Raw genomic sequence first — 24383 nt, 5'->3', positions numbered from 1 at the left:
TTCAAAGGCAGGGACATCGTGCTGTCTCTGGTGGGCCATTTCTTGAAGATTGCAGCCAGAATTTCTTAAGAATTTTTTGCCTTTCTCGGATGGCCCGCCATGGGTCATGCTGCGACCATGAAGATCACGTTCGGAGACTGCGCTGTCGATACTGGTCGGCACATGTTTTGGAAGGCAGGTAAGTCTGTCCGACTTGAACCGCAGGTCTTCGATGTGTTGGCCTACTTCCTGAGGAATCCAGGAAAGGTGATTTCACGCGACGACCTCGTCGAAGCTGTGTGGGACGGAAGGGCTATCTCTGACTCTACGATTTCCACCAGGATCAATGCGGTCAGAAGGGCCATTGGCGACAATGATCGTGCCAACCGCATGCTCGAAACACTGAGCAAGCGAGGTTATCGGCTCTCTGCCCAAGTCTCTGGCGACACACGGACAATCCCAAATATCGTAAACTTGGAGCGCCAGATCGTAAAAGTCGCTCGATCCGCGGATGGCACAATCATTGCCCACGCCACGAGCAGCGAGGGTCCACCATTGATGCGGGCTGGGCAGTTCCTGACACATCTGAACATGGACTGGGAGAGTGAAGTCAGGCGACCGACGCTTGACCGCCTCGGCGCACACTTCGCGCTGACGCGGTACGATCAGAGGGGTACTGGCCTCTCCGGAGGTCCCATGACGGATTTCTCGCTCGAACGGCTAGTGGAAGACATGCTTGCCGTTGCAGACGACGCTGAACTCGACAAATTCAGCATCTGGGCAACATCACAAGGAGTGCCGGTGTCATTGGCATTCGCGGCGGCCCATCCTAAACGAGTCAACCGCATGGTTTTGTATGGTGGTTTCGTTCAAGGGCGCGCTGTCCGTCAGCAGGAAGCCAACACGGTTCAGGCGGATACCCTTCTCGATTTGATTTCCGAGGGCTGGGGCAAGCCCGGCGGAGCCTTCGGCAAGGCATATGCGACACTCTTCATGCCCGACGCGACGGCGGCGCAGATGGATGACATGTGCAAAATGCAACTGGCATCCGCTTCGCCCGAGACTGCGATCGCACTGAGGCGCTCAATAGACAGCTTCGACGTGTCTGACATTCTCGAACAAGTACGAGTGCCGGTTCTGGTCGTTCACACAACCGAAGACTCCGTCAATCCATTGAGCCAATCCCGCTTGATGGCATCGCTGTTGCCAGAAGCACAATTGAAGATCGTCGACGGTAGAAATCACGTGCCGCTTCCAGGAACAGACGCATGGGAAACGATTATGCGCGTTTCGGTCAATTTCCTAAGGTCCGCTTAGTCCGAACTGCTGACGTTGCCCTGCCAGACCATGCTGCGTGATGCTACCCATAGCAGGTTTGGGGAAGCTGCGCCGCAGCGATGGCCCACCCGGTGAATGACGGCTTTAGGCCGGAAGCGTCATGCTTCTCTGCCACGCCTGCCAAACAGTCTGCCATAGCGCCCTATGAGCTCTTTGAGCCAACAATGTTGAATGCTGCATGCCAATCGAATGTCGGATTTGATGACCACGGCATGGAAACCAGAAAGGACCGACTTCGGCCCAAGGAAGCCTTGCGCCAAGCGACCAGAAATTTTGAATTGACGTTGGGTCATGGTACCCTCGCGCCATCTTGCGATGGGGGAGACGATGATTTCCAGATTTTCAATCGCTAGCATTCTGCTTGGACTAAGCGTTTTCGGGAGTTCGGCCTTTGCCAATCCTGACTTGATTGCAGCAGCAAAGGAGGGCGACCGCGATGCTGTCCTGAACGCCCTAGAGGCCGGACGGGATGGTCCTGCAAGCCTTGGCCGCCCGTTGTTCTTCGCCGCGCAGAGGGGTCATGCGGAAGTGGTGCGGCTGCTGTTGGAACACGGGGCAGATCCAAACACAAGCTTCACCTTTGGAAGCCCGCTCCATACGGCGGCGCGCGCCAATGACACCGCAGTCGTCGCGCTCATTCTGGAGCACGGTGGAGATCCGAACCTGCCCGCCGGCGATTTCGATCAATCCCCGCTTCACGAGGCCGCCGACCGAGGCGCGACGGAAGTCGTCAGAATCTTGATCGCCGGCGGAGCAGACGTGAATTTCCGAAACGACAAGGGGCAGCCTGCGATACATGATGCTGCCGCTTCCGGTCATCAGAACGTGGTGGAGCTGTTGCGTGGCTTCGGCGCCAAACCAGATCTGCCGAACCCAATCGCTCCGGGCGAACTCGAAAATGCCAACATTGAAGCGGGGTCAAGGGCTCTGAATGGATGCAACACGTGCCATGAGGTCGCCGAAGGCAAGGCCGCAACCGGTATCCACGTGGGTCCCACATTGATAGGGGTCTTTGATGCACCGCGTGCGGGCCAGGAAGGCTATGCCTACTCCGATGCAATGGCTGCTTTGAGCGGCTCGTGGACCGCCGAAGCTCTCAACGAGTTTCTTTCCGACCCAACCGGTGTGGTTCCCGGAACCGAAATGCTCCGTACACCGGATATGACCAGAGAGGAGAGGATCGGGATCATCGCGATTCTGCGCGACGCTGCGCGGTAAGACGGTCCTGACGCATGGCATGAACAACTCATGCTTGACGAGCGTTGGCCAGTAACGGCGCGAGAAGTGTTCGCGTGTTCTGTAGCGCTCGCCAGATACGCTTTTCCTCAGGAAGCACTTTGTCGAAGGTTCCACCGCCAATTTCGGCTGTGGCCTACACAGCGGACGCTCGGGTCCGGCGCAGCGAATGAACGCCCCCCTTCAGCACTGCGCCTGAAGCCATGCGGCAGCAAGGCCGACCGGCAGGTTAGGCCTGGTAGTGGTCATTTGCGCCTCCGGCATAAACGATCGCTTCCTCCACAGTGCTGACTTTTACTCTCCAAGAAAATTGCACGGTGGACGAATGGCCGCTTTGGTGAAGCTGCGCCGCAGCACTCTGAAACGAAGCAAACGGCCGCTGTGGGCCCTTCTTGAAGCTAGGCGCCATCCCGCATTCGGGGGAAGCGCGGTTAAAACTGTTACACCGCCGATATCTTTGACCGACCTTGCCGTGGTGTAAATTGTGGTAGGTGAGGTGTGTGTGAAAAATGTTCACCTTAAAAACGGGTGGTTACTTCGGAACTGATGCTCCCTTCGTCTCCGCCACTTGACTTGGCGAAAGTGTTCTCCCGATCCGGCTACGGCCGGATTTTTCCGTTGCTTTCGAGGGTTATGCTGGGTGGCCTGAGCACCGACCTTAGCGCAAGAAGACCCTGCAGCAGTCTCTCCGGCCCGTTTTCTCTAGACCTCATGACTAGGCCGATTTGGTGAATTCTCTGTAAGCCACTGAAATTCATGCCGTCTTCTTGAGTGCGACCTGAACACTTCGATCTGGGTGACACTCGGGCTCACGCGACTGACATCGAACCATTGGCGAAAGGCGGAAATATTTGTTCCTCTGCGCTGCCGCGTTCGACCCGAAGGGCGGAAAGGGGAAGTTCGCTGCAGACGCGAACTCACCCTTGGCGCACCGCGGAAGCGGACCTTCGTCTCGGTTTGCCCTACCGGACATTGGTTGACCAACATTTGGGGCGGACTCCGATCCTTGGTTGCCATTGCACTCCGAGCAACCGGCTATTTCCGACCGGACATTCGGGCGAATGGCGTAGCCGACCATGAGCCCATGCAGGTTGCCTGAGGTTGGTTGCTTTGAGCTGGCGGGGAATAGCCGCCTTGGGTTATCCACCTTCGTTCCCTTCGACAGGTGGCAGCACCATCATCTCTCTTGCTTTCCCAACAGCCTCCATACGGGACCGGGCGCCGAGCTTCTCGAGTATTGCCGAAACATGGTGGTCCACGGTTCTTGGCGAGATGAACAGCCGCTCGGCGATCTCGCCGTTTGTCAGCCCCCGCGAAAGCAGTTCGAGCACCTTGCTCTGACGGTTTGTCAGACCGGCGGCATTCTCACGCGTCGAGGCGCGCGGTCCCCGCGGCACCGACTGAACACCGCGCTGACGCAGGTCGAGGCGGACCCGTGCCGCGCTCGCCGCCGCCCCGAGGCCGTCGAGAAGGTCCAGTCCCATCCGCTGGGCCTTCGCATCGCCATTAACAAGGGCAAGTGCGCGTTCGAAGGGACAGCCCAACTTGGCCCATGCCGCCGCTGCCGCGCGCCAGTCGCCGCGGGCGAGATGCCGATGCGGGGCTTCCAGTTCGGCGGGTGTCTTCATCTCGAGGCCGAGTTTCCGGCCTAGCAGCCACAGGGCGCCGCAGGACCAGCGGTCGCCACATTGCTCGGCAAGCGCAGACGCTTCGGAAATGCGCCGGGCCGCGTTGGTATCGGCCTCACCCTTGAGCCAGGTCTCTTCCGCCATGAGCAGGGCATGGACGAGGAATCGCGGTGGCTCATTGCCGGTCATCAGGTAGTCCGCCAGGCTTCGAATGAGGGAGCCTGCTTCGGGGTCTCCGCGCCGAAGACGGACTTGGGCGAGCGCGGCCGTGGCCGGAAACTTCAACATGGGGGAGGCTTGCGCAGTCGTCAGGATCCCGAGCGCCTCCTCCGCCGCCTCGGTCCAGGCACCGTCCCGCACGAGCAACATTGCCCGCGTTCCGGTCATGTACCAGACCCAGCTGTCTAGGTCCCGTGACTCGCAATAGGCAATCCCTTCGATCAGCATCCTTCGCGCGCGTGGATGGTCATAGGCAGCCAGCGCCATATACCCAGCATTGGTATAGGCACGCGCGGCATGTTCCGGCAGGTCGTGGTCAACCGACAGTCCCAAAGCACGATCCAAGGCGTCGCGCGACGCCTGCGGTTGGGCATGGATCAGCGCGCTTCCGGAGTTGTTCAACGCGTGCACCAAGATGTCGACGCGGCCTAGCTTCTCGGCAAGTGGTATCGCGCGGTCGCTCCACTTCAGCGTCTCGCGCAGGTCTCCAGCCAACATCGCCAACTGGCCGAGGTTGGAGCAGGCCATTGCCAGTTCGGCACCCGGCGGTTGCGCGGCCAGCACTCGGTAGGCTTCGGCGGCGTGGCGATCGGCTGCCACACGGTCGCCTGCAAGCGAATGCATCCGGGAAAGCCAGCGCTGCGCGTCCCCCTCGCCAATCCGATCCTCCAGACTGCGCCGGATCTCCAGTGCCTCGGTCTCGGCGGCAATCGCATCGGGCATGCGGCCCAGAAGGTGGAGTTCGAAAGCCAGCGCCTCGCAAAGTCGCGCACGGTCCGCGGTCATCGCGGGCGGGCTTGCGGCAAGCGCGGTTTGCAGATGGCGCGCGGCTTCGCGATGGGCGCCGATCGCCGCCGCCTCGCGGGCGGCTTGCGGCGCCATCTCTGCGACGGCTGCACGTTCACCCGCCGCGTCGGCGTGGTGGACCAGCCGTGCCGTCGAGACCCCCGGTCGATCGCGTAGGACCGACAGAGCTGCCGCGTTCAAGGCACGGCGGCGCGCCGGCGAAAGCTCCATCTCGATGCTGCGCCTTCCTAGCTCATGACGGAAAGCATAGGTCGTCGCATCGCTTTCGATCAACCCGACATCCGCCGCGATTTCCAGCCGTTCGCTGGAGCCGGGCGCCAGAAGGTCCAGAACATCCGCTTCAACCCGGCCAGGAAAAATTGCGGCCATCTGCATTGCATCCTGCGTCGCTGCGGGCATCACGTCGAACCGGGCGAGCACGGTGTCGCGGACCGTGTGTGGCAAGGTCTCCTGCATGCGCAGAAGCTCGGTGACGAAAAAAGGGTTGCCCCCCGTCAGCCTGAATATGTCTTTTGCGTTTCGACCGGAATCTACGGCCAGATGCTCGACGGCGCCGAGGCTGAACGACGGGACATCGACATAGATCAGCTGGTCGCGCGGAACAGTGCTCAGAGCATTGCGCAGCCGCGTACGGGCCTCCCGGTCGTCGTCGCGAGCCGTGACGAGTAACATCAGAGGCGCGCCAGCCTGCCGTCGGCCGACGAAGCGGACGAAGTCCAACGTCGCGTCGTCGGCCCAGTGCAGATCCTCGATGATCGCGAGCGTCGGCGTCTCTGACAGCGACGCGAACATGTCCGAGAAAAAACGGCTGCGCGGAACGTCGGGCCCGGGTGGAGAAAACTCACCGCGCGTCTCTTGGCGTTGCCAGTCGGCCAGCGGGCCGAGCGTCTCAGGCGTTGCGAAGTCCTCGCACGCGCCCCACAGAACCCGCAGATCCGCCTGCGCCGCAAGGTGGCGCACCAGAGCGGTCTTGCCCGACCCTGCTTCCCCTAAAAGGCAGACCAGCTTACCCTCATGCGCGGCGGCCCGTTCCATTGTCCGGGTCAACGACTTAAGGATGGCTCCGCGTTCGAGCAGTTCCAACGCCCCGCTCCCTGCTTGTCAGTTTGGCAGGTTCAACTCCATGAAGACCAGCCAGTTCCGCATCTCGTCTTCGAGGTCATAATAGGGGTCCGCCTCGACAAAGCCCAATTGGCGGTAGAGACCCTGAGCTTCGCGTTGCTTGGGCCCGGTGTCCAGCAACATGCGATTATAGCCGGCCGTTGTGGCCTCCGCGATGATGGCTTCGGCCAGCGCCCTGCCCAATCCTTTCCCGTGGTAATCAGGGTGGACAAACATCCGCTTCATCTCGCAGGAGCCGCCGCCGATATCGCGCAAGGCGACGCAGCCCGCGGGGACATCCGCGTCGCAGGCCAGCAGCAACCGGCCGCGCGGTGGAGCATAGACGCCAGGCAGTCCCGCCAGTTCGGCCTGAAATGTCCTCATGTCGAAATAACGATCGATCAGGTCACGATACTCCGAGTGTCTGTCGTAGTGCCATTCGACGAACCCGGCCATAAGCGTCCGCACCGCGTCCAGTTCAGCTCCTGTAGTTGCTTGTGCAATTCTCATGATGTCTCCGGTCAGGTCACGGGGACCAGTGGAGCACCCACGCCTTTGCTGGGTCAAGGCACGTAACCTGGCGCTGGCCACAACCGAAAATAGGTGGTTTGCCGCCGCAAATTGGGCAGTGGCTCCGATGCGCAGGTGTGCTGTGCCGTGCATCCTTAACCCCGGCACAACAAAGGAGACCAGCCATGCCACGCTACCTGATCGAACGCACTTTCCCTCAAGGCCTGAACATCCCGATCAACGCCGAGGGGAAAGGCGTGTGCCTTGACGTCGCCGAACGCAACGCGGAGGGTGGCGTGACCTGGGTTCATTCCTATGTGTCCGGCGACAAGCAGAAGACCTTCTGCATCTACGACGCTCCGACCCCTGAAGCAGTCCGGACAGCGGCGCAGAAGAACGGCCTTCCGGTCGATCACATCACGGAGGTCAGAGTTCTCGATCCATACTTCTATGCCTGACCCGACTTCCCCGGATAAGTAGGCCATTGCCATGTTGATGCTACGCTTTGCACCAGTGTCCGCAATGACATGCCCCGGCGCGGCATGGCCATGACCACACAAAGGTTGGCTTTGGGCCGAAACCGGCCGCTACGACTCCGAGGGACTCGCAGGACACGCTACCCGCGGTTGGCCGCCGCCCGACAAAAACTGAATGCGGATTTTCTTCAGCACCGACGAGCGAGCTATTCCGGATGAATATCGTGCGGAGTGCATCCCGCGTCGAGCACAACGGCGATCCAGTTCACATCAAGCGCTTCGCCCTGCTCCGAAAGCCATTCTTCTTGTAGGCGGTAGGCTGGCAACTCCTGCGCAGCCGGGCAGTACCAGTAATGAGGTGCCTGCCGGTGGTGCGCGAGTTCATGCAGCAAAACGGCGACATCGCCGGCGTCGCGCGGATCCCAAGGGCGCACCAACAGGACCTCGGACCGGTCGGGATCATAGAGCCCTCGCAAGTGGCCACGCTGGAAAGTAGCCGCCTCCCCTCGCCGCGCCGCCGCCTGCCATGCGCTGACAAACCGGACGTGAGGAGCCGTATCTCGGCGCGGCCAGTCTGTCTGTGCATCAAGCCAGTGCTCAAGCGTCGATACGAGCATTGTCATATTAGCTGCACGGCGCCAGTCGGCGTCCAATTCCAGTGCAGGTAGCTCGGCGCGTGTCGGCATCGGACACAGGGCGATCGTTGCCGCAGCGAGGGCCGCGGCGAAACAGGGGCTAAGCATCGGTCCCTCCGATGAATGGTTTTGAGATTTGGTGTCCCGATGTTACGATACTGCCGCAACGTCACCCAGTGATCGTATTTCAGGCGCACGTGAGTTCAATTCAGGCAGGGAAATGGGACGCAAGCTTCCCCCATTCGCAGCTGTCCGGGCCTTCGAGGCCACCGCTAGGCACATGTCGGTCAAGGTTGCTGCCGAGGAGTTGTGTCTGACCCCCTCAGCGGTAAGCCACCAGATCAAGGCGCTCGAAGGGTTCTTGGACACGCAGCTGTTCGAGCGCGCGGGCAACCAGATCGCATTGACCCTCACAGGCGAGAGCTATGCCGGGAAACTGACTGGCTTGCTCGATACGTTTCTCGAAGAGACCGAAGCCGCTCGCGATGCTCCTCGCACCCTTCGCGTTCTGTCCACGCCCGGCTTCGCGGCGCGTTGGTTGGTTCCCCGTCTGCCTAGACTTGAGTTTGCCCGCGACATACGGCTTCGGGTCTCGAACGGCGCGCCCTCTCTCGACTTCGTGACCAATGACGCGGATGTGGTGATCCAGTGGTCCGACCGCCCGACGCCCGGCTTGCACGTCGAGCCGCTGATGGCCTCGACGCGCTATCCAGTCATTTCGCCCGAACTACGTCGGCGCGAGAACGTCCGACATCCGGAAGATCTGCTGCGATTGGAGTTGTTCTACGACGAGACGGATGATGCATGGCCCGAATGGTTCGAAAGGGCTGGCCTTCCAAGCGCCGAGTTGCCGCAGGGACAGACCTTTCCTAACTGTGAACTTTCGACGTCGATGGTTGAACAGCAACAGGGCGTGTCGCTCGCTTACGATGCCATCATCCGCGCTACGATAGCCTCAGGCCGGTTGGAACGCCTCTTCAACGTGACTACGCCGACCATTTCTATCTATGCGATTGCCTGTCCCCAATCCCGTATGCACGACCCGCGGATCGCCGCCTTTCGGCACTGGCTCCGCGCAGAAGCCGAGGCGGAGGAAGTTATTCCGCTGAGTTCACCGCAGGCAGCAGAATAATTGCGGTCGGAAGACAGGAATTCGTCGACCACGCTATTGCACCGCACGTCTGCTTCCTTTTCTCGGTGGATCCTACCCCTGTGCTGAATTTCGCCGACGCAGGGAAACTCGGCAGGGGCGCGCATCAGACCTATACATGGCTGACTAAAAAACTCGGCAATTTCAGAGAGAACGCAGAAAAGTTGATTTGTTACATAATTTAAACTCGGGTAGACTAGAATTTGGCCGCCCATTTTGCCGCCTTATCTACATAGGTTTTTTATGACCCAAACACCGCTCGAATGGCGCGATCTTGTCGTCGCAGAGTACGATAGTCTGGAAAATTTCAAGGACCGCGCGACGCTTGATCGCCGCCGCGAAGAAACACTACGCCGGCTCGACATGCTCCGCTACATGCTCTGGACGCTGAACGACGCGGAAGAGTGGGGCCAGAAAGTCGAAGGAGAAACCAGCCTCGTATTGCTAGAGTCCGAGATTTCTGAACTCGAAGATCTCCAAAGCCAGCTCGATCAGATCCTCCAAGGGCCCGGAAGCAGCAAAACCTGACCGTCCCATTAATCTCTGGCCATGCTCATAAGTGGTCGGTGATGGGTCCTTCCTGCACGAAGGCAACATTCGCCGAATATCCCAGAAAAGTAGGCTGTGCCGGAGAATGAGTATGTCTTCTTGGCTGAGTCCGATTCTGCGACATATCGATGGCTGGTTCGACCGACCGCTAGATTCGCCGGATATTCGGCGGATCTACCTACTTCAACCTCAGTCAATCGATCCGCCGCGGCTACAGTCGACGCCAGTTCGCAAGGGCCGTGCATCGGATCTCTCGCAATTTCCGTTGGGTCTGTGAACGCGACCAGATTTCATCCCGGCCCCGAAACCCTGAAGCAAGTTCGGCCACCTGCCTTGCGTACTTATCATTTGGTTCTGCGGCGCGCCATTGTGAACCGCGACCCTGCGCCGGGGCTGGTTCATCATTCCGATCGAGGATCGCAATACTGCTCCGTCGACTATCAGGCCGAGCTTCGAAAACGCGGCATCCTGATCTCGATGAGCGGCAAGGGGAACTGCTACGACAACTCGATGGTTTTACGTCGGGGCCGACAGTCCACTGGACTGTCTTCTATTCCCTCCTCACCTTCGTCAAGACCATCAAGTCGGAGCTGATCTGGCCGGTCGCCTGGCAGACCCGCCAGCAAGCCGAGAACGCCATCGCCAGATACATCGACGGGTTCTATAACCCCGTCAGGCGGCACTCATCGCTCGGCTTCCTAAGCCCCATCGCATTCGAGCGCAGGGCCCGCGAAGTGAGCTAAGCGCTCTCCACTAAAAACGGGCAAGTCCACTCTGACACAAGTCCCTCAACAGTTCTGCTTGCCTTTCCGGGGACAGAGGCATGTATGCGCTGACAGTCGTAGCGAGACTATCATGGCCTAAATTCTGCGACCATGCCTTGCGAGCCTCCATCGTGGTGCAAAGCCTGTCGCCAAGGAAGGCCAGCGTCTTGCGGATGCTGTGAGGGTTGAACTCTTCCAGCCCAACGGCTCGGAATGCCCCCTTGACTACCTTGCTCACGGTTTGGGCGTTGGAATATGGGGCACGGGTCAAACCGCCGCAACCGAACTTGCCACCCGTGACCACGACCGCTTGCTTGGGAAATACCGCATCGTCCGGTCCGTAGAGCAATTCCGTTCTCAAGAATTCAATCCATGCGGTGAAAGCTTCGCGATACATCGGATCGACCGGAAAGAACCAAGACACAAAAGACTTCGCACCCTTGGTTTTCACCTCGCGCCCGTCCTGGAAGATGGAGCCGGAAATCAAGTCGACATGCTTCAGCCGCAGCGACGCGATGGCGCCAGCACGCGCTCCGGTAAGCATGATCAGTGCGAACTTGGCCTTGTCGCGACGCTGGATTTCATTGTTTTCCGGCATATGGCGGAATGCATGGTTGCATTGCTCGATAGACGGATAGCGCGCCGGCCGCTGAGTATGGGCGGCGCGGGCGTCCTTCATCGAGTTGTTGAAGTAGGCCACGTCCGAGAGCGACACCCGAGACCGATAACCCGGCTGAGAAGACAGCCAGCGGATGAAGCCGCGAGCCTGGCGCAAGAGCGAGTCGCGCGTCGAGAGACTAATTGGCTTCCCGGTGCGAGCGTTCTTGCGGGTATCGAGGTACTTCTTAAACCGGGCCGCCCATTCGCGGTGAAACGCCTTGAATGGCTTATAGCCCACCGCCTCTTCCAGTTCCCGCAGGGCCGAGCGGACCTTGTCCAGCGACGCTTCATCGTAGCCTTCGGCATGCGTCAGATACTCTATGTAGTCGCGCTTGACTCGCTCGTTTTCCTCATTGAACTTTGGCACGGCTTGGGCCTCCTGCCCGAAGTTATGATTTAAGCGTGGTTTCGATGGTTCCTTTAGGCTGTCCGCCTGTCGTTGGTGCCAGCGTCGAGGAGGTCGGCCCATTTCGGGAGGTCGCGGCGCGAAATAATGCGGACGCAGATACCCTCGCAGGCGGAGCAGAAGCCTCTCAATTGCCCGTGCGCATCCGAGAGCCGTTGGTATTCCACCACACCTGCGACAGGCGTTCTCGGTTCCTTGCAGTGGAGGCAAAAGAACTCACCGTCCTGCAGCGGGCGTCGGCGTTTCTTGCGGAGTTGTTCGTGGAAACCCTTCAACGCCCAACCTAGGATCAAGGTGGGGCGCTTTTCGGTCATCGCAGGGAGCCCCTGCTTGATCCAAGCGCGGATCGTCTGCTCGGTCACCCTGACAACCTCTGCCGCTTCTTCGACCGTGTACGCCTTCAACGACTTGATCCGGACCGAGCTGACAGCGCGTGCCACTAGTGGCGCTCCCCGGCGCGCGGCTCAACGCGGTTCGCCTCCGCCCATGCGTTCAGGTCCGCGCCCCGGTACACGATCTTACGGCCCAGCTTATAGAAGGCGGGCCCTATACCCTTGTGCCGCCATTGTGCCAGTTTGGCGCGGTCGCCGATCAGATCCAGCTCGGGATCACCGAGGGTGTAGTTGCGGCGCTGCTCAAACAGATGTGTCATGCTATTGTTCTCCGTCAGTGTTTGACGGTCGTCTTCAAGCACGCTCGATGCCGATTGAGAAAATGCAGCGATCCGCCGAGAGAAAGGCCTTAGCTCTTGGGCCTTACCTGCATGCTTTCGACTAGATTATCTATGACAGCATCCCTGTTGCTTCTGGGCGACGGGAGGTCGAGCAGATCAGCAAGCGTGTCTTTCGGAGGGATTAGGTCGTTGTCTGTAAGCTGCTCTATCGCCCACTCGCAGGGCAGCCGCACGCCAGTCTGAATGTCCAGCGCGTCGAACGATGCCTTTACGGCCCGGGTGTAGTTTGTTGAAGGTTCACCCGTCTCACCTGACGATCCAACAGTCGGTCTGCTGCCAGTTTGCAACGCGTACAGTTTGGCAATGCGGAGTGCAATTGCGCGAGCGTAGTGATCGGGAGCGCGGTGTGGCAAACTCCAAAACTGTGCCTCCTGATCTCCAAGCTCCTTTGCGTGTGCCTCAAGTGCTTTAGTCAACTCCAACAGCACGAAAATACTAGGGACGAACCCACCCAAATCCGCAATATTTCTATGTATAAGACTCATACTATCTTTCGATTTTGCTCTGGGTGCGGACGCTCGTAGTTTCTGATCTACAACCGTCTGAAGAGACGCTAGGAGCGATTTTGTGTCAGGTGGATGGTCGCGATCCACAAGCCTTTCAGCAACCGCCCTCAATTGGGTTGCGCTAAATTCTACGGCTTCTTTTTCCCGCACGAACTCCCGCTTGCTGTCATGCATGTTCGCCTTTGAGATATCGAACGGCGGGTTCGGCTCAAATCCGTGGCCTCGCGGGCTGTGTCTCCCAAACGGTGCGAGCATCTCGTCAATAATCTCGTGCAGTCGTTCAACGAGGTCACGGAACGTGTCTGGGTTAGTGTCGGCGTTCATAAGGCAGCATGGGCGATGCCTTTATGCATTACAAGAATTTGTTCTCAGTTTGTTTCAGTTTCCGCATACTTGCAGAAAGGTGGGCGTCATAGAGCCTTTCGGCATTAAATTTCATGAGAAATAGAGAATGAGACTACCGTTCCATTCCCTCCAGTTACGAATTGCGACCATCGTTCCATCAGCGCACGGCGCTTTTCCAGCAGATCTGACCGCGCATATGCCTGTTCCACCTGTGATCCGATTCGGTGCGAAAGGCTCATTTCAGCAACCTCGCGCGGCGCGCTCGCCGCCTCGGCAGCCCAGTCCCGGAAGGTGGAGCGGAAGCCATGCACCGTCACGCCTTCGACTTTCATCCGGCGCAGCAGCATCAGCATCGACATGGGCGAGAGAGGCTTGTACCGCTTCTGCCCCTCGAATACGACCTCGGAGGACAAAGCCCGCAGCGGTTCGATGATTGCAAGCATCTCTCTGGTCAGCGGAACCCGATGCTCCTCGCCTCCCTTCATCCGGTCGGCGGGGCAGGTCCAGAGGCGCGCATCGACGTCTATCTCTTCCCATCGCATTCCCAAGACTTCGCCGGTGCGCGAGCCGGTCAGACAGGTAAACATCAACGCCTTTGCCGCCATCGCGTCGCGCGCTTGCAGATCCGCGAAGAATGCAGGTACGTCCCGCCAGTTCATCGCCTTGTGGTGTTTCGGCTTGGCCTTAACCTTCGGCAATACACCAGCATCGCGGATCGCCGTTACCGGGTTCTCGCTGTCGCGGAAGCCCTTCGACCGCGCCACGTCCAGCACAGTCTTGATGCGCTGCGCCAACCGCCGTGCTGTTTCGTGCTTCTCAGTCCAGATTGGCGAGAGACACATGAGCACTTCCGGCTGTCCGATGCTATCCACCGGCATCCGCCCAATCTTTGGAAAGGCATAGTCCCGCAAAGTGTTGATCCATTGCTGACCATGCTTGGCGTTCTTCCAAGTGGGCATTCGTTCGATATGAACCTGCTGCGCGACTTCCTCAAAGGTTGGGATGTGTTGCCGGCCATTGAAGCGCGGGTTCAGCCCCTGCTTCGCCAGCCGCCGATACTCCAAGGCTCGATCGCGCGCTTGGTTCAGCGTCACTACATCCGCCCCGCCCAGGCCAAAGTCCGTCCGCAGCGGAGCGCCTTTGCTATTCTTCTGGCCCTTGACCGTCACCCGCACGATCCAGCGCCGCGCTCCGGACGGATCGACGACGAGGTAAAGTCCGTTCCCATCCCCGTGCCGCCCCGGCCCGAGGTTGTCCACCAGCTTCCTTGTCAGCTTACCGCTCAGTGTCACGAGAGATACCACACTTCATACCACGCAAGGAACAGATACCAGAGGAATCGAAATGAAGCGAGCACAAGCGACAAGCGCCGTGCAACGCATTAAAGTAAGGGCATGAGGTCGCCCATGACGACTGCCTGACATCTGGGGAAAACGCAGGGTGGCGGAGAAGGAGGGATTCGAACCCCCGGAGGCTTGCACCTCAACGGTTTTCAAGACCGCCGCATTCGACCGCTCTGCCACTTCTCCGTGGGCGACAGGACTATCCCGCCGCGGGCGGGGAAGGCAAGACCGACCGCAACGCAACACGAAGGGACCGGATTGGGCCCGTCACAACCTTGCCACTTCCCAAAAGGCGCCGTCGCGGCTAGTCTGCTGCCACCCATGTTGCGTGCCCGCACTTGGGGAGAGCAGAACAAACGCGGCAAAGTTCGCGGGAAAAGGGGCAAGGTATGGCAAGGACGCGGACGGGGCGTATCGCTCTGATGCTGTGTAGCGCGGCGGCTTTGGCGGGCTGCAGCGAAAACAGCGACCTATTCAAGAAAACGACCCTCGGCGACGAAGCCGCGGTGACATCGGGCGTCGACACGCCCGGAACGACGAAACTGGTGGAACGCGACATCGAGGTTCCCGAGGTGTTTCAGGTTTCGGACAATGGCCTTTGGGACGGACGCCCGTCGCTGGGCGGCGTCTGGGTGGCACACCCCGACGTGACCGAACCCGAGCGCGTGATCATCCGCAACGGCGAGAACGGCAAATTCGTGATCGGCGCCCTGTTCAAACGCGAGCGCGAGAATCCCGGCCCGACCTTTCAGGTGTCGTCGGACGCAGCCGCTGCGCTTGGGATGCTGGCCGGTTCGCCCGGTGCGCTGAACGTCACCGCGCTGCGCCGCGAAGAAATTCCCGAAGCCGGACCGGCCGTGGCGCCGGAAACGGTTCAGGTCGCCAACCTCGAGACCCCCGAAGGGATCGAGACGACCACGCTGGACGACCCGACCGAGCTTGCAGATGCGGCGCTGACCGCGCTGGACACGCCCGCCGCGCCGTCGGTCACGCCCGAGATGGTGGCAAGCTCGGCGGTCGATACCGCGCCGACGCCGCGCCCTGTTCCCGGCGTGCTGACCAACGTCGAACCGACCTCGGCCCCGGTCAACGCGGCGCCGCCGGCGGCGACCTCGACCCTGTCCAAGCCGTATATCCAGATCGGCCTGTTCAGCGTTCAGGACAACGCCAACCGCAACGACACCGCGCTGCGCACCGCGGGCATCGCCTCGACGGTGAGGGAAGAGACCAGCAGCGGCAAGACCTATTGGCGCGTTCTCGCCGGGCCGGCAACGAACGGCTCGGAACGCGACGCTCTGCTGGCTAAGGTCAAGAAGCTCGGATATGCGGACGCATACTTCGTGAAGAACTAGCACGCCCAAAGAAAGGACCCTCAAGGCCCATGCGTTTTGCCCCTCTGCTCGCGACGCTCGCCCTGATCCTGATGACCGCCCTGCCCGTCCACGCGTTCGAAACGCGGGCACGGGCGGCCTGGGTCTATGACATGACCACCGAGACGGTGCTGATGTCGAAAGAGGCCGACCTGCCCTATCCGCCGGCCTCGATGTCCAAGCTGATGACGCTGAACATGCTGTTCGAGGCGCTGCGCGACGGTCGCGTGACGCTGGACACGCAGTTCCGCGTCTCGACCAAGGCGAAGAACATGGGCGGCTCGACCATGTTCCTGAACGAAACCGACCGTCCCACCGTGGAAGAGCTGATCAAGGGCATCATCGTCCTGTCCGGCAACGACGCCTGCGTCGTGGTGGCCGAGGGCCTCGCCGGGACCGAGGAAGCCTTTGCACGGATGATGAACGACCGCGCCCGCGCGCTTGGCATGTCGAACTCGACCTTCGCCAACGCCAGCGGCTGGCCCGCGCCGAACCAGCGCATGTCGATGCGTGACCTTGGCACGCTGGCCGCGCGCCTGATCTCGGAGTTCCCCGAGTACTACGGCTATTTCGGCATGACCGAGTTTCCGTTCGACGGCCGCGCCCCGCAGAACAGGTTCAACCGGAACCCGCTTCTGGCCCTCGGCATCGGCGCGGACGGCCTGAAAACGGGCCACACCGAGGAAGCCGGTTACGGCCTTGTCGGGTCCGCCATGCAGGGCAACCGGCGCATCGTCTTCGTGATCGCGGGTCTGAACACGGAAGACGAGCGCGCTGAGGAATCCGAGCGTATCGTGAACTGGGCCTTCCGCCAGTTCGTGCACAAGACCGTGGTGGAAGAAGGCAAGGTGCTGGCCTCGGCCCCCGTGTGGCTGGGCAACATCGATCAGGTGGGTCTTGCGGTGCCGCAGGACGTGGACCTGCTGATCCCGGCGCTGGTGCAGGGCAACATCGAGGGCGAGATCCGCTATCGCGGCCCGGTGCAGGCCCCGATCGAGCAGGGTCAGGAACTGGGCGAGCTGATCATCTCGCTGCCGGACATGCCGGAAACCCGCGTGCCGCTGGTGGCGGACCGCACCGTCGAGCGGGGCGGCTTCATGCCCCGCATCCGCACCGCCGCGCGCATTCTCCTGACCCGTTTCGCGGGTCAGGCCGCCGACCTGCTGTAAGCCTGCGTCAGGCCGTTGACCCCGTGCGGGTGGACGGCTACGCCGCTTTCATGACAGGACGTTTCATCACCTTCGAAGGCATCGACGGGTCGGGCAAGTCGACACAGGCCCGCCTGCTGGCCGACGCGCTGCGCGCCAAGGGGCACGACGCGGTGCTGACGCGCGAACCCGGCGGGTCCCCCGGCGCGGACGAGATCCGGCGGCTGGTGTTGGAAGGCGACCCGGACCGCTGGTCCGCCGAGACCGAGCTTTTGCTGTTCACCGCCGCCCGCCGCGATCATCTGGAACGGCTGATCGAACCGTCGCTGGCCGCCGGCAAGGTGGTGGTCTGCGACCGCTTCGCGGATTCCACGCGAATGTATCAGGGCCTGTCGCGGGGCGATCTGCGGGCCAAGGTCGACGCCCTGCACGACCTGATGATCGGGCGCGAGCCGGACCTGACGATCCTGATCGACATGGACCCCGCCACCGGCCTTGCCCGCGCCAAGGGGCGCAACGGGACCGAAGAACGGTTCGAGGACTTCGGTCTGGATCTTCAGGCCAAGATGCGCGCGGGGTTCCTTGCGCTGGCGAAGGAATTCGCCCCGCGTTTCCGGGTGATCGACGGCGACCGCCCGCCCGAGGCCGTCGCGGCGGAGGTCGAAGCCGTTGTCCTAAAGGCGCTGGCATGACCGACGCGGCGCCCGAAGCCGACCGCGCCCCCGGCGCCCCGCACCCGCGCCACACCGAGCGGCTGATCGGACAGGACGAGGCAGAGGCCGCGTTCCTCGACGCGTTCACCACCGGGCGGATGCATCACGCCTGGCTGATCACCGGCCCGCGCGGCGTGGGCAAGGCGACGCTGGCATGGCGGATCGCGCGGTTCCTGCTGGCGACGCCGCTCCAGCAGGAGGACGGCCTGTTCGGCGCCCCTCCGCCGCCCGAGACGCTGGATATCTCCGAAGACCACCCGGTCTCCCACCGCCTTGCTGCCCTGTCCGAGCCCGGCCTGTCGCTGGTGCGCCGCCCGTGGGACCCGAAGACCGAACGCCTGCGGCAGGAAATCACCGTCGAAGAGATCCGCCGCCTGAAGCGGTTCTTCGAATTGTCCGCCGCCGATGGCGGGCGCCGTGTGGTGATCGTGGATGCGGCGGATGAGATGAACGTCTCTGCCGCGAACGCCCTGCTGAAGGTGCTGGAGGAACCGCCCGCCAACACCACGCTTCTGTTGATCGCGCACCAGCCGTCGCGCCTTTTGCCGACCATCCTGTCGCGCTGCCGCCGCCTGCGGTGCCGCACGCTGGATGCCCCCGAGATCGCGCAGGCGCTGTCCCAAGCAGGTGTCGAGCCCGGCGAGGACGCAGACGCGCTTGCGGCGTTGGCGGAAGGGTCGGTCGGCACCGCGTTGCGCCTGCTGACGATGGACGGGCTGAAGCTTTACGGGGAACTGGTGCAGGTGCTGGGCGACCCCAACGCCCGCCCCCGCGCCTTGGCGCTGGCCGACGGCGCGACGGGCCGCACCAACGCCGACCGTTTCGCGCTGCTGCTGGACCTGTTCGATCTGTTCCTCGCACGGCTTGCCCGCGCCGGAATCTCTGGCCCGCCCCTGCCCGAGGCCGCCGAGGGCGAAGCCAGGTTGATGGCGCGGTTGTCGCCACACCCCCACGCGGCACGCCAGTGGGCCGACCTTGCGCAGTCGCTGGGCGCGCGGGCGCGGCATGGCCGGGCGGTCAACCTTGACCCTGCCGCGCTCATCCTTGATATGGTTCTCAAGGTTCACGAAACGGCGGCCAAGCTGCCCGCCTGACTCCCATCCGCCTTGCACGTTCACACTTCGACCGAAGACCGCTTTTCCATGCCCGCTGACATCCCGCAGATTACCGACAGCCATTGCCACCTCGACTTTCCGCAGTTCGAGGGCGAACACGACGCCCTCCTGGCGCGGGCCGCAGAGGCGGGCGTGACCCGCATGGTCACCATCTGCACGCGGCTGCGGCAGGAACCGCAGGTCCGCGCGCTGGCCGAGGCGCATGCGCCGGTGTTCTACGCCGCCGGCACCCACCCGATGAGCGCGGCGGAAGAGCCGCTGGCGACCGTCGACGAACTGGTGGCGCTGGCCGATCACCCGAAGTTCGTGGGCATCGGCGAAACCGGTCTCGATTACCACTACACGGCGGACTCGAAAGACATTCAGCAAGAGTCGCTGCGCATCCATATCGAGGCTTGCCGCCAAACCGGCCTGCCCCTGATCATCCATGCCCGCGACGCGGACGAGGACATGGCACGCATCCTGTCCGAGGAACACGCGGCCGGGGCCTATTCCTGCGTCATGCACTGCTTCTCGTCCGGCCGGCCGCTGGCCGAGGCCGCGCTGGGGCTTGGGTTCTACCTGTCGATGTCCGGCATCGCCGCCTTCCCCCGGTCAACCGAACTGCGCGAGATTTTCGCCGACGTGCCCGTAGACCGCGTGCTGGTCGAGACCGACAGCCCCTATCTTGCGCCGCCGCCCCATCGCGGCAAACGCAACGAGCCCGCCTTCTCGGCCCACACCGCCCGCGTGGGGGCCGAAGTGTACGGGCTGGACTATGCCGACTTCGCCGCCCGCACGCAGGCGAACTTCGAGCGCCTGTTCTCGCGCGTGGCCGCCTACGAGGCCGCCGCGTGAGCGCCGAGCTGCGGTTCACGATCCTCGGGTGCGGCTCGTCCGGCGGCGTCCCGCGTCTTGGCGGGCACTGGGGCCTGTGCGATCCCGACAATCCGAAAAACACGCGCCGCCGCTGTTCGATGCTGGTGGAACGCGAAACGCCCGAGGGCGTGACGCGCGTGCTGATCGACACCACGCCCGACATGCGGGCGCAGCTTCTGGACGCCGGTGTCGGCGCGCTGGATGCGGTGGTGTTCACGCACAGCCACGCGGACCATACCCACGGGCTGGATGACCTGCGGCAGGTGGTGTTCAACACCCGCCAGCGCCTGCAGGTCTGGGCCGACGGCGCGACGCAGGACGACCTGTATTCGCGCTTCGCCTATGCCTTCATCCAGCCGAAGACCTCGCCCTACCCGCCGATCCTTGAGATGAACACCATCGAGGGGCCGATCACCGTGACCGGTGCTGGCGGCGCGATCATCCTGACCCCGTTCGAGGTCAACCACGGTTCGATCGACGCGCTGGGGTTCCGGATCGGCGACCTCGCCTATCTGCCGGACGTGGCGCACATGTCGGACGAGGCATGGGAAGCGGTCACCGATCTCGACTGCTGGGTTCTCGACGCGCTGCGCCGCGATCCGCATCCGACCCATTCGCATCTGGCGCAATCGCTGGAATGGATCGAGCGCGCCGCGCCGAAACGGGCCGTCCTGACGAACATGCACCTCGACCTCGACTACGAGGCGGTGAAGGCCGAGACGCCCGACGACGTGACACCGGCCTATGACGGGATGGTGATCCGCTATGCGCTTTAGGCGCCGCGGTCTTCCGGTCGCAGGCGCCCCGATCACCGCTCTCAAGGGCGCACGCCCCTCCCCCGCTCTTTTCAAGGCCCAACAGTCATGCAAGCCCTCGTAGACGTCATCCTGCCCGTGTTCCTTGTCATCGGCGCGGGTTACCTCGTCGTGTGGCGCAAGATGTTCTCCGACGCGGCGGTGGACGGGCTGATGGGCTTTGCCCAGAACTTCGCTTTCCCGTGCCTGCTGTTCCGCGCCATCTCGCAGCTGAACCTTGACGAGGCCTTGTCGGTCTCGCTGTTCGCCAGCTTCTACACCGGCGCTTTCGCGGGCTTCGCGGCGGGTCTTCTGGGGGCGCGGCTGATCTTCCGGCGGCCGTGGCAGGACAGCATCGCCATCGGCTTCTGCGGCATGTTCTCGAACTCGCTTCTGCTGGGCGTGCCGATCACCGAACGCGCCTATGGCGCAGGTGCTCTGCAATCAAACTTCGCGATCATCTCGGTCCACGCTCCGATCCTGTACGGCATTGGCCTGACCATCATGGAACTGACCCGCGCCCAAGGCGCCGGGCCGCTTGCGAAGGCGAAGGCGATCCTGACGGCGGTGTTCCGCAACGGGCTGATCCTTGGCATCGCGCTGGGGTTCGTCGCGAACCTCACCAACCTGCCGGTGCCCGAGGTTGTCGGCGGCGCGCTTGATCTGGTCAGCCGGGCCGCCCTGCCCGCCGCGCTGTTCGCGCTTGGCGGCATCCTGTACCGCTATCGCCCCGAGGGCGACATGGCCACCATAACGATGGTCTGCCTGATCTCGCTGGTCCTGCATCCGCTGGTCACCTACACGCTGGGCAAGCTGACCGGGCTGACAACCGGGCAGCTGCGGTCCGCCGTGCTGACCGCGTCGATGGCGCCGGGCGTGAACACCTATATCTTCGCCAACATGTACGGCGTCGCCCGCCGCGTCGCGGCCTCGGCGCTGTTGATGGCGACGGCGCTGTCGATCGTGACGATCTGGATCTGGCTGGCGATCCTGCCATAGCAAAAGGCCCCGGACATCGCGATCCGGGGCCTTTCCTTATTCTGACGATAGCGCGCCGCGCCCGGATCAGCCGGGCGACATGCCCCGCATCCGCTCGGACCGGCGGCGCAGCAGTTCTACCGTGGTCAGCAGCAGGATCGAGATCCCCACAAGGATCGTCGCGACCGCAAGGATCGTCGGCGAGATCTGTTCCCGCAGGCCGGTGAACATCTGCCACGGCAGCGTCTTCTGCCCGACCGAGCCCACGAACAGCACCACCACGACCTCGTCGAACGAGGTGATGAAGGCGAATAGACCGCCCGAGATCACGCCCGGCAGGATCAGCGGCATCTGTACCTTGAAGAAGGTCGTCACCGGGTTGGCCCCCATGTTCGCCGCCGCCCGCGTCAGGCTGTCGTCGAAGCCGACCAGCGTCGCCGTCACGGTGATGATCACGAAGGGGATCCCCAGCGCCGCGTGCGCCAGCACGACGCCCACGTAGGTGCCCTGCAGACCGATCCGCGAGTAGAAGAAGTACATCCCCGCCGCCGAGATGATCAGCGGCACGATCATCGGCGAGATCAGGATCGCCATGATCGCCCGGCGGAACGGAACGTGCGGCTGGCTCAGGCCGATGGCCGCCAGCGTGCCCAGCGACACCGACAGCAGCGTGGCCGCAGGTGCGATCTGGACCGAGTTCCGCAGCGCCTGCTGCCAGTCCGGGTTGCTGAAGAAGTCACGGTAGTGCTTCAGCGAATAGGCTTCCGGATCCAGCGCCAGCATCCCCGGCGTGAAGGTGAAGAAGTTCTCGGCGTTGAACGACAGCGGCATCACCGTGAGGATCGGCGCGATCAGGAAGAAGAAGATCAGGCCGCAGATGAACTTGTAGGTGTTGTGCCACAGCGTCTCGCGCGGGGTGGAATAGATCGGCACCCCGTTCCGGTACTTGCCGGTGTGCAGCCAGTAAGCGAACCAGCCCAGCACGAAGCCGATGATCGCGCCCCCAAGAAGGCCGGACAGCCCCGCCAGAAGCAGCCCCACGACCGCGAAGATCGCGGCCGAGATCAGGGTGCCCGTGCGCTTATCCGGGACGAAGGTGCACAGCCCATAGGCCAGCGCCGCGCCGATCACCGCGCCGACCAGAAGGCCAAGGATGCCAGAGCCGTTGGCGATGCCGACGAACAGTCCGAAGAAGGCCGCCAGCGCCGCGACGAAGGGCACCGTGAAGGTGGTAAGCGGCGGGGTCTTGATAGGTTGTATAAGTGCCATGTCCGATTACCCCAGGCTCACGTTATCGATGCCGACGATCTTGTCGTAGACCCAGTACAGCACCAGCACGACCACCAGCAGGATGGTCCCCAGCGCGGCCGCAAGGCCCCAGTTCAGCGACGACGAGATGTGATAGGCGATCCGGTTACTGATGAAGGTACCCGTGGTGCCACCCACCAGTTCCGGCGTGATGTAGTAGCCGATCGCAAGGATGAACACGAGGATCGAGCCCGCGCCGATGCCGGGCACCGATTGCGGGAAATACACCCTCCAGAAGGCCGTCCACGGCGTCGCACCCAGCGACTTGGCCGCGCGGACATAGGACGGCGGAACCGTCTTCATCACCGAGTACAGCGGCAGGATCATGAACGGCAGCAGGATGTGCGTCATCGCGACGATGGTGCCGAACTGGTTGTTGATCATCACCAATCGGTTGTCGTCCGCCACAAGGCCGACCCAGACAAGGATGTCGTTGATGACCCCCTGTTGCTGCAGCAGGACCTTCCATGCTGACGTCCGCACCAGAAGCGAGGTCCAGAACGGCAGCAGCACAAGGATCATCAGCAGCGACGACACCCGCATCGGCAGGTTCGACAGCAGGTACGCCACCGGATAGCCCAGCAAGATGCACGACAGCATGATCGTCAGCGACATGATCATCGTGCGCTTGAACAGCAGCATATAGATCTGCTGGTCGTCAGGCTGCTGCTGCACCCCTTCCGGCGTCAGCTTCAGGTCAACCGAGGACAGGAAGTAGCCAGAGGTGTACTGCGGCGAAAACGTCTTGATCGTGGCCCAGACTTCCGGGCTGGCCCAGTCCGGGTCCAGTTCGGCGAAGAACGGGGCGTATTGCTGGTCGGGGAAGTCGGGAACGACCTCTTCCATCGCCGCCGCAAGCGCGTCGGCCCCGAACCCGTCATAGCCGGCCACCGCCTCGGCGGCGCCGTCGCGCGTCAGGTCCTTACCCAGCGCGGCGAAGACGGCTTCCCACGGTTCCTCTTCCGCGACGACGTCTTCGTCGACAAGGGCGGTGAAGGCTGCGAAGGCGGCATAGGCTTCTGCCGTGCGCGGCAGGACCTCGCTGATCGCGGCGTCGGGAACGAAACCGATGTCGCCGCCCATCGGGTCCTGCAACAGCGCCGAAAGGCGGCTGCGCTGTGCTTCGATCAGATCGACATTGCCCGGCGCGTCGCCGGTCGTGCCCATCATCTCGAACCAGAACCCGGCGTCTTCCCAGCGTTCGTCCAGATCTTCCAGCGGGTCCTGATAAACCTCGGCGAAATCGTCCAGACCGCGCCCCGAGGAGCGGAACAGCGACGACAGGCCAACCTGTTCATAGTTCAGGCGCGTGCCCAGACGCGTGTGGCGGCGGGCTTCGGCGGCAAGGAACAGATCGTAGTAAAGGGCTTCGTACACCGCTTCCGGCGGCTGCTCGTCGGACACCGCGTCCCAGTCCTGCAGGACCGACACCGTTTCCGGGATCGTGTTCTCGACGATCTGGTTCTCGACCGACCGGAACAGCATGTCGAGGATCGGCGCGATGAAGGTGACAAGCACGAAGATCAGCAGCGGCGCGATCAGCATCAGCGCCCGCAGCTTTTCGCGGCGAAGCGCGCGCATCAGCGACCGCTTCAGCGGTGTGCCGTCCGCGGCCAGCACCGGGCCCTTCTGGTCTACCGCGTCGGCTTCGCGCAGGGCGTTGTCGGGTGTCGGGCCAGTCTTGACGTCGGGCCCCGAGGTGGCATCGGTCATG

22 protein-coding genes, 1 tRNA gene and 1 pseudogene are annotated in these 24383 nt (G+C 62.4%); 13 read left to right on the top strand and 11 right to left on the bottom strand.

Going from position 1 to position 24383, the window contains the following annotated elements:
• The first annotated feature begins 117 nt into the window (after positions 1-117).
• Together P1K30_RS12005 and P1K30_RS12000 are read left to right on the top strand one after the other, a co-directional pair.
• The gene (locus P1K30_RS12005; RefSeq protein WP_275632979.1) at positions 118-1296 is read left to right on the top strand and encodes an alpha/beta hydrolase; all 1179 of its coding nucleotides are present in this window, start codon (positions 118-120) and stop codon (positions 1294-1296) included.
• A 312-nt stretch (positions 1297-1608) separates the two neighbouring features.
• The gene (locus tag P1K30_RS12000; RefSeq protein ID WP_275632978.1) at positions 1609-2535 is read left to right on the top strand and encodes an ankyrin repeat domain-containing protein; all 927 of its coding nucleotides are present in this window, start codon (positions 1609-1611) and stop codon (positions 2533-2535) included.
• Between the two features lie 1157 nt (positions 2536-3692).
• On the opposite strand, the gene P1K30_RS11995 is transcribed toward P1K30_RS12000, so the two are convergent.
• Both P1K30_RS11995 and P1K30_RS11990 read right to left on the bottom strand, forming a co-directional pair.
• Complete coding sequence (locus P1K30_RS11995; RefSeq protein ID WP_275632977.1) at positions 3693-6290, bottom strand: helix-turn-helix transcriptional regulator; 2598 nt, start codon at positions 6288-6290, stop codon at positions 3693-3695.
• Between the two features lie 18 nt (positions 6291-6308).
• Positions 6309-6818, bottom strand: coding sequence for a GNAT family N-acetyltransferase (locus P1K30_RS11990; protein WP_275632976.1), 510 nt, complete (start codon positions 6816-6818; stop codon positions 6309-6311).
• A 185-nt stretch (positions 6819-7003) separates the two neighbouring features.
• On the opposite strand from P1K30_RS11990, the gene P1K30_RS11985 reads away from it, so the two are divergent.
• Entirely contained in the window at positions 7004-7276 is a 273-nt protein-coding gene (locus P1K30_RS11985; protein ID WP_275632975.1) for a DUF4242 domain-containing protein, read from the top strand.
• Between the two features lie 224 nt (positions 7277-7500).
• Here the strand turns inward: P1K30_RS11985 and P1K30_RS11980 are convergent, their stop codons facing one another.
• Entirely contained in the window at positions 7501-8037 is a 537-nt protein-coding gene (locus P1K30_RS11980; protein WP_338052360.1) for a DUF6647 family protein, read from the bottom strand.
• 112 nt (positions 8038-8149) lie between these two features.
• On the opposite strand from P1K30_RS11980, the gene P1K30_RS11975 reads away from it, so the two are divergent.
• The 3 genes and pseudogenes from P1K30_RS11975 to P1K30_RS11965 form a co-directional block, all read left to right on the top strand.
• Positions 8150-9061 carry a LysR substrate-binding domain-containing protein gene (locus tag P1K30_RS11975; RefSeq protein ID WP_275632973.1) on the top strand — a complete coding sequence of 304 codons (912 nt, stop codon included), beginning with the start codon at positions 8150-8152 and terminating at the stop codon, positions 9059-9061.
• 261 nt (positions 9062-9322) lie between these two features.
• The gene (locus P1K30_RS11970; RefSeq protein WP_275632972.1) at positions 9323-9607 is read left to right on the top strand and encodes a hypothetical protein; all 285 of its coding nucleotides are present in this window, start codon (positions 9323-9325) and stop codon (positions 9605-9607) included.
• 375 nt (positions 9608-9982) lie between these two features.
• Positions 9983-10385, top strand: a pseudogene (locus P1K30_RS11965) (transposase); the annotation flags it as partial.
• Here P1K30_RS11965 and P1K30_RS11960 read toward each other — a convergent pair.
• The 6 genes from P1K30_RS11960 to P1K30_RS11935 form a co-directional block, all read right to left on the bottom strand.
• Positions 10382-11419 carry a site-specific integrase gene (locus P1K30_RS11960; protein WP_275632971.1) on the bottom strand — a complete coding sequence of 346 codons (1038 nt, stop codon included), beginning with the start codon at positions 11417-11419 and terminating at the stop codon, positions 10382-10384. The pseudogene P1K30_RS11965 and the gene P1K30_RS11960 overlap by 4 nt on opposite strands.
• Positions 11420-11472: 53 nt before the next feature.
• The gene (locus P1K30_RS11955; protein WP_275632970.1) at positions 11473-11898 is read right to left on the bottom strand and encodes a helix-turn-helix domain-containing protein; all 426 of its coding nucleotides are present in this window, start codon (positions 11896-11898) and stop codon (positions 11473-11475) included.
• On the bottom strand, positions 11898-12110 hold the full coding sequence (locus P1K30_RS11950) for a helix-turn-helix domain-containing protein (RefSeq protein WP_275632969.1): 213 nt from the start codon (positions 12108-12110) through the stop codon (positions 11898-11900). Before P1K30_RS11950 ends, P1K30_RS11955 begins: the two co-directional genes overlap by 1 nt.
• Positions 12111-12199: 89 nt before the next feature.
• A complete protein-coding gene (locus tag P1K30_RS11945) occupies positions 12200-13021 on the bottom strand; it encodes a hypothetical protein (RefSeq protein ID WP_275632968.1) in 822 nt (273 codons plus the stop codon).
• 104 nt (positions 13022-13125) lie between these two features.
• Entirely contained in the window at positions 13126-14334 is a 1209-nt protein-coding gene (locus P1K30_RS11940; RefSeq protein WP_275632967.1) for a tyrosine-type recombinase/integrase, read from the bottom strand.
• A 149-nt stretch (positions 14335-14483) separates the two neighbouring features.
• Positions 14484-14571: transfer RNA gene (locus P1K30_RS11935), tRNA-Ser, on the bottom strand.
• Between the two features lie 203 nt (positions 14572-14774).
• Between P1K30_RS11935 and P1K30_RS11930 the strand changes: the two genes are divergently transcribed.
• The 7 genes from P1K30_RS11930 to P1K30_RS11900 all read left to right on the top strand — a co-directional run bounded on the left by P1K30_RS11930 (position 14775) and on the right by P1K30_RS11900 (position 21382).
• On the top strand, positions 14775-15737 hold the full coding sequence (locus tag P1K30_RS11930) for an SPOR domain-containing protein (protein WP_275632966.1): 963 nt from the start codon (positions 14775-14777) through the stop codon (positions 15735-15737).
• A 29-nt stretch (positions 15738-15766) separates the two neighbouring features.
• The gene (locus tag P1K30_RS11925; RefSeq protein WP_275632965.1) at positions 15767-16924 is read left to right on the top strand and encodes a D-alanyl-D-alanine carboxypeptidase family protein; all 1158 of its coding nucleotides are present in this window, start codon (positions 15767-15769) and stop codon (positions 16922-16924) included.
• A gap of 50 nt (positions 16925-16974) precedes the next feature.
• The gene (tmk, locus tag P1K30_RS11920; RefSeq protein ID WP_275632964.1) at positions 16975-17595 is read left to right on the top strand and encodes a dTMP kinase; all 621 of its coding nucleotides are present in this window, start codon (positions 16975-16977) and stop codon (positions 17593-17595) included.
• Positions 17592-18710 (top strand): DNA polymerase III subunit delta', encoded by a 1119-nt coding sequence (locus P1K30_RS11915; protein WP_275632963.1) that lies wholly within the window; start codon positions 17592-17594, stop codon positions 18708-18710. Before tmk ends, P1K30_RS11915 begins: the two co-directional genes overlap by 4 nt.
• Positions 18711-18758: 48 nt before the next feature.
• The gene (locus P1K30_RS11910; protein ID WP_275632962.1) at positions 18759-19568 is read left to right on the top strand and encodes a TatD family hydrolase; all 810 of its coding nucleotides are present in this window, start codon (positions 18759-18761) and stop codon (positions 19566-19568) included.
• Positions 19565-20365 (top strand): MBL fold metallo-hydrolase, encoded by an 801-nt coding sequence (locus tag P1K30_RS11905; RefSeq protein WP_275632961.1) that lies wholly within the window; start codon positions 19565-19567, stop codon positions 20363-20365. The genes P1K30_RS11910 and P1K30_RS11905 overlap by 4 nt, the downstream gene beginning before the upstream one ends.
• A gap of 87 nt (positions 20366-20452) precedes the next feature.
• Positions 20453-21382, top strand: a complete 930-nt coding sequence (locus P1K30_RS11900; protein WP_275632960.1) for an AEC family transporter — start codon at positions 20453-20455, stop codon at positions 21380-21382.
• A 66-nt stretch (positions 21383-21448) separates the two neighbouring features.
• On the opposite strand, the gene P1K30_RS11895 is transcribed toward P1K30_RS11900, so the two are convergent.
• Complete coding sequence (locus tag P1K30_RS11895) at positions 21449-22630, bottom strand: ABC transporter permease (protein WP_275632959.1); 1182 nt, start codon at positions 22628-22630, stop codon at positions 21449-21451.
• Between the two features lie 6 nt (positions 22631-22636).
• A complete protein-coding gene (locus P1K30_RS11890) occupies positions 22637-24382 on the bottom strand; it encodes an ABC transporter permease (protein ID WP_275632958.1) in 1746 nt (581 codons plus the stop codon).
• Between the last annotated feature and the right edge of the window lies 1 nt (position 24383).

The sequence above is a fragment of the Psychromarinibacter halotolerans genome, from assembly GCF_029168315.1.
Classification (GTDB): Bacteria; Pseudomonadota; Alphaproteobacteria; order Rhodobacterales; family Rhodobacteraceae; genus Psychromarinibacter; species Psychromarinibacter halotolerans.
This window is presented reverse-complemented; position numbering and strand designations above follow the sequence as displayed.

Excerpts from the sequence above, each read along its gene's own strand:
- P1K30_RS11900 (WP_275632960.1), top strand. The coding sequence starts at position 20,453 with ATGCAAGCCCTCGTAGACGTCATCCTGCCCGTGTTCCTTGTCATCGGC.
- P1K30_RS12000 (WP_275632978.1), top strand. The coding sequence starts at position 1,609 with ATGGTACCCTCGCGCCATCTTGCGATGGGGGAGACGATGATTTCCAGA.
- P1K30_RS11925 (WP_275632965.1), top strand. The coding sequence starts at position 15,767 with ATGCGTTTTGCCCCTCTGCTCGCGACGCTCGCCCTGATCCTGATGACC.
- P1K30_RS12005 (WP_275632979.1), top strand. The coding sequence starts at position 118 with ATGAAGATCACGTTCGGAGACTGCGCTGTCGATACTGGTCGGCACATG.
- P1K30_RS11890 (WP_275632958.1), bottom strand. The coding sequence starts at position 24,382 with ATGACCGATGCCACCTCGGGGCCCGACGTCAAGACTGGCCCGACACCC.
- tmk (WP_275632964.1), top strand. The coding sequence starts at position 16,975 with ATGACAGGACGTTTCATCACCTTCGAAGGCATCGACGGGTCGGGCAAG.
- P1K30_RS11895 (WP_275632959.1), bottom strand. The coding sequence starts at position 22,630 with ATGGCACTTATACAACCTATCAAGACCCCGCCGCTTACCACCTTCACG.
- P1K30_RS11990 (WP_275632976.1), bottom strand. The coding sequence starts at position 6,818 with ATGAGAATTGCACAAGCAACTACAGGAGCTGAACTGGACGCGGTGCGG.
- P1K30_RS11945 (WP_275632968.1), bottom strand. The coding sequence starts at position 13,021 with ATGAACGCCGACACTAACCCAGACACGTTCCGTGACCTCGTTGAACGA.
- P1K30_RS11910 (WP_275632962.1), top strand. The coding sequence starts at position 18,759 with ATGCCCGCTGACATCCCGCAGATTACCGACAGCCATTGCCACCTCGAC.
- P1K30_RS11970 (WP_275632972.1), top strand. The coding sequence starts at position 9,323 with ATGACCCAAACACCGCTCGAATGGCGCGATCTTGTCGTCGCAGAGTAC.
- P1K30_RS11930 (WP_275632966.1), top strand. The coding sequence starts at position 14,775 with ATGGCAAGGACGCGGACGGGGCGTATCGCTCTGATGCTGTGTAGCGCG.
- P1K30_RS11985 (WP_275632975.1), top strand. The coding sequence starts at position 7,004 with ATGCCACGCTACCTGATCGAACGCACTTTCCCTCAAGGCCTGAACATC.
- P1K30_RS11975 (WP_275632973.1), top strand. The coding sequence starts at position 8,150 with ATGGGACGCAAGCTTCCCCCATTCGCAGCTGTCCGGGCCTTCGAGGCC.
- P1K30_RS11915 (WP_275632963.1), top strand. The coding sequence starts at position 17,592 with ATGACCGACGCGGCGCCCGAAGCCGACCGCGCCCCCGGCGCCCCGCAC.
- P1K30_RS11950 (WP_275632969.1), bottom strand. The coding sequence starts at position 12,110 with ATGACACATCTGTTTGAGCAGCGCCGCAACTACACCCTCGGTGATCCC.
- P1K30_RS11980 (WP_338052360.1), bottom strand. The coding sequence starts at position 8,037 with ATGCTTAGCCCCTGTTTCGCCGCGGCCCTCGCTGCGGCAACGATCGCC.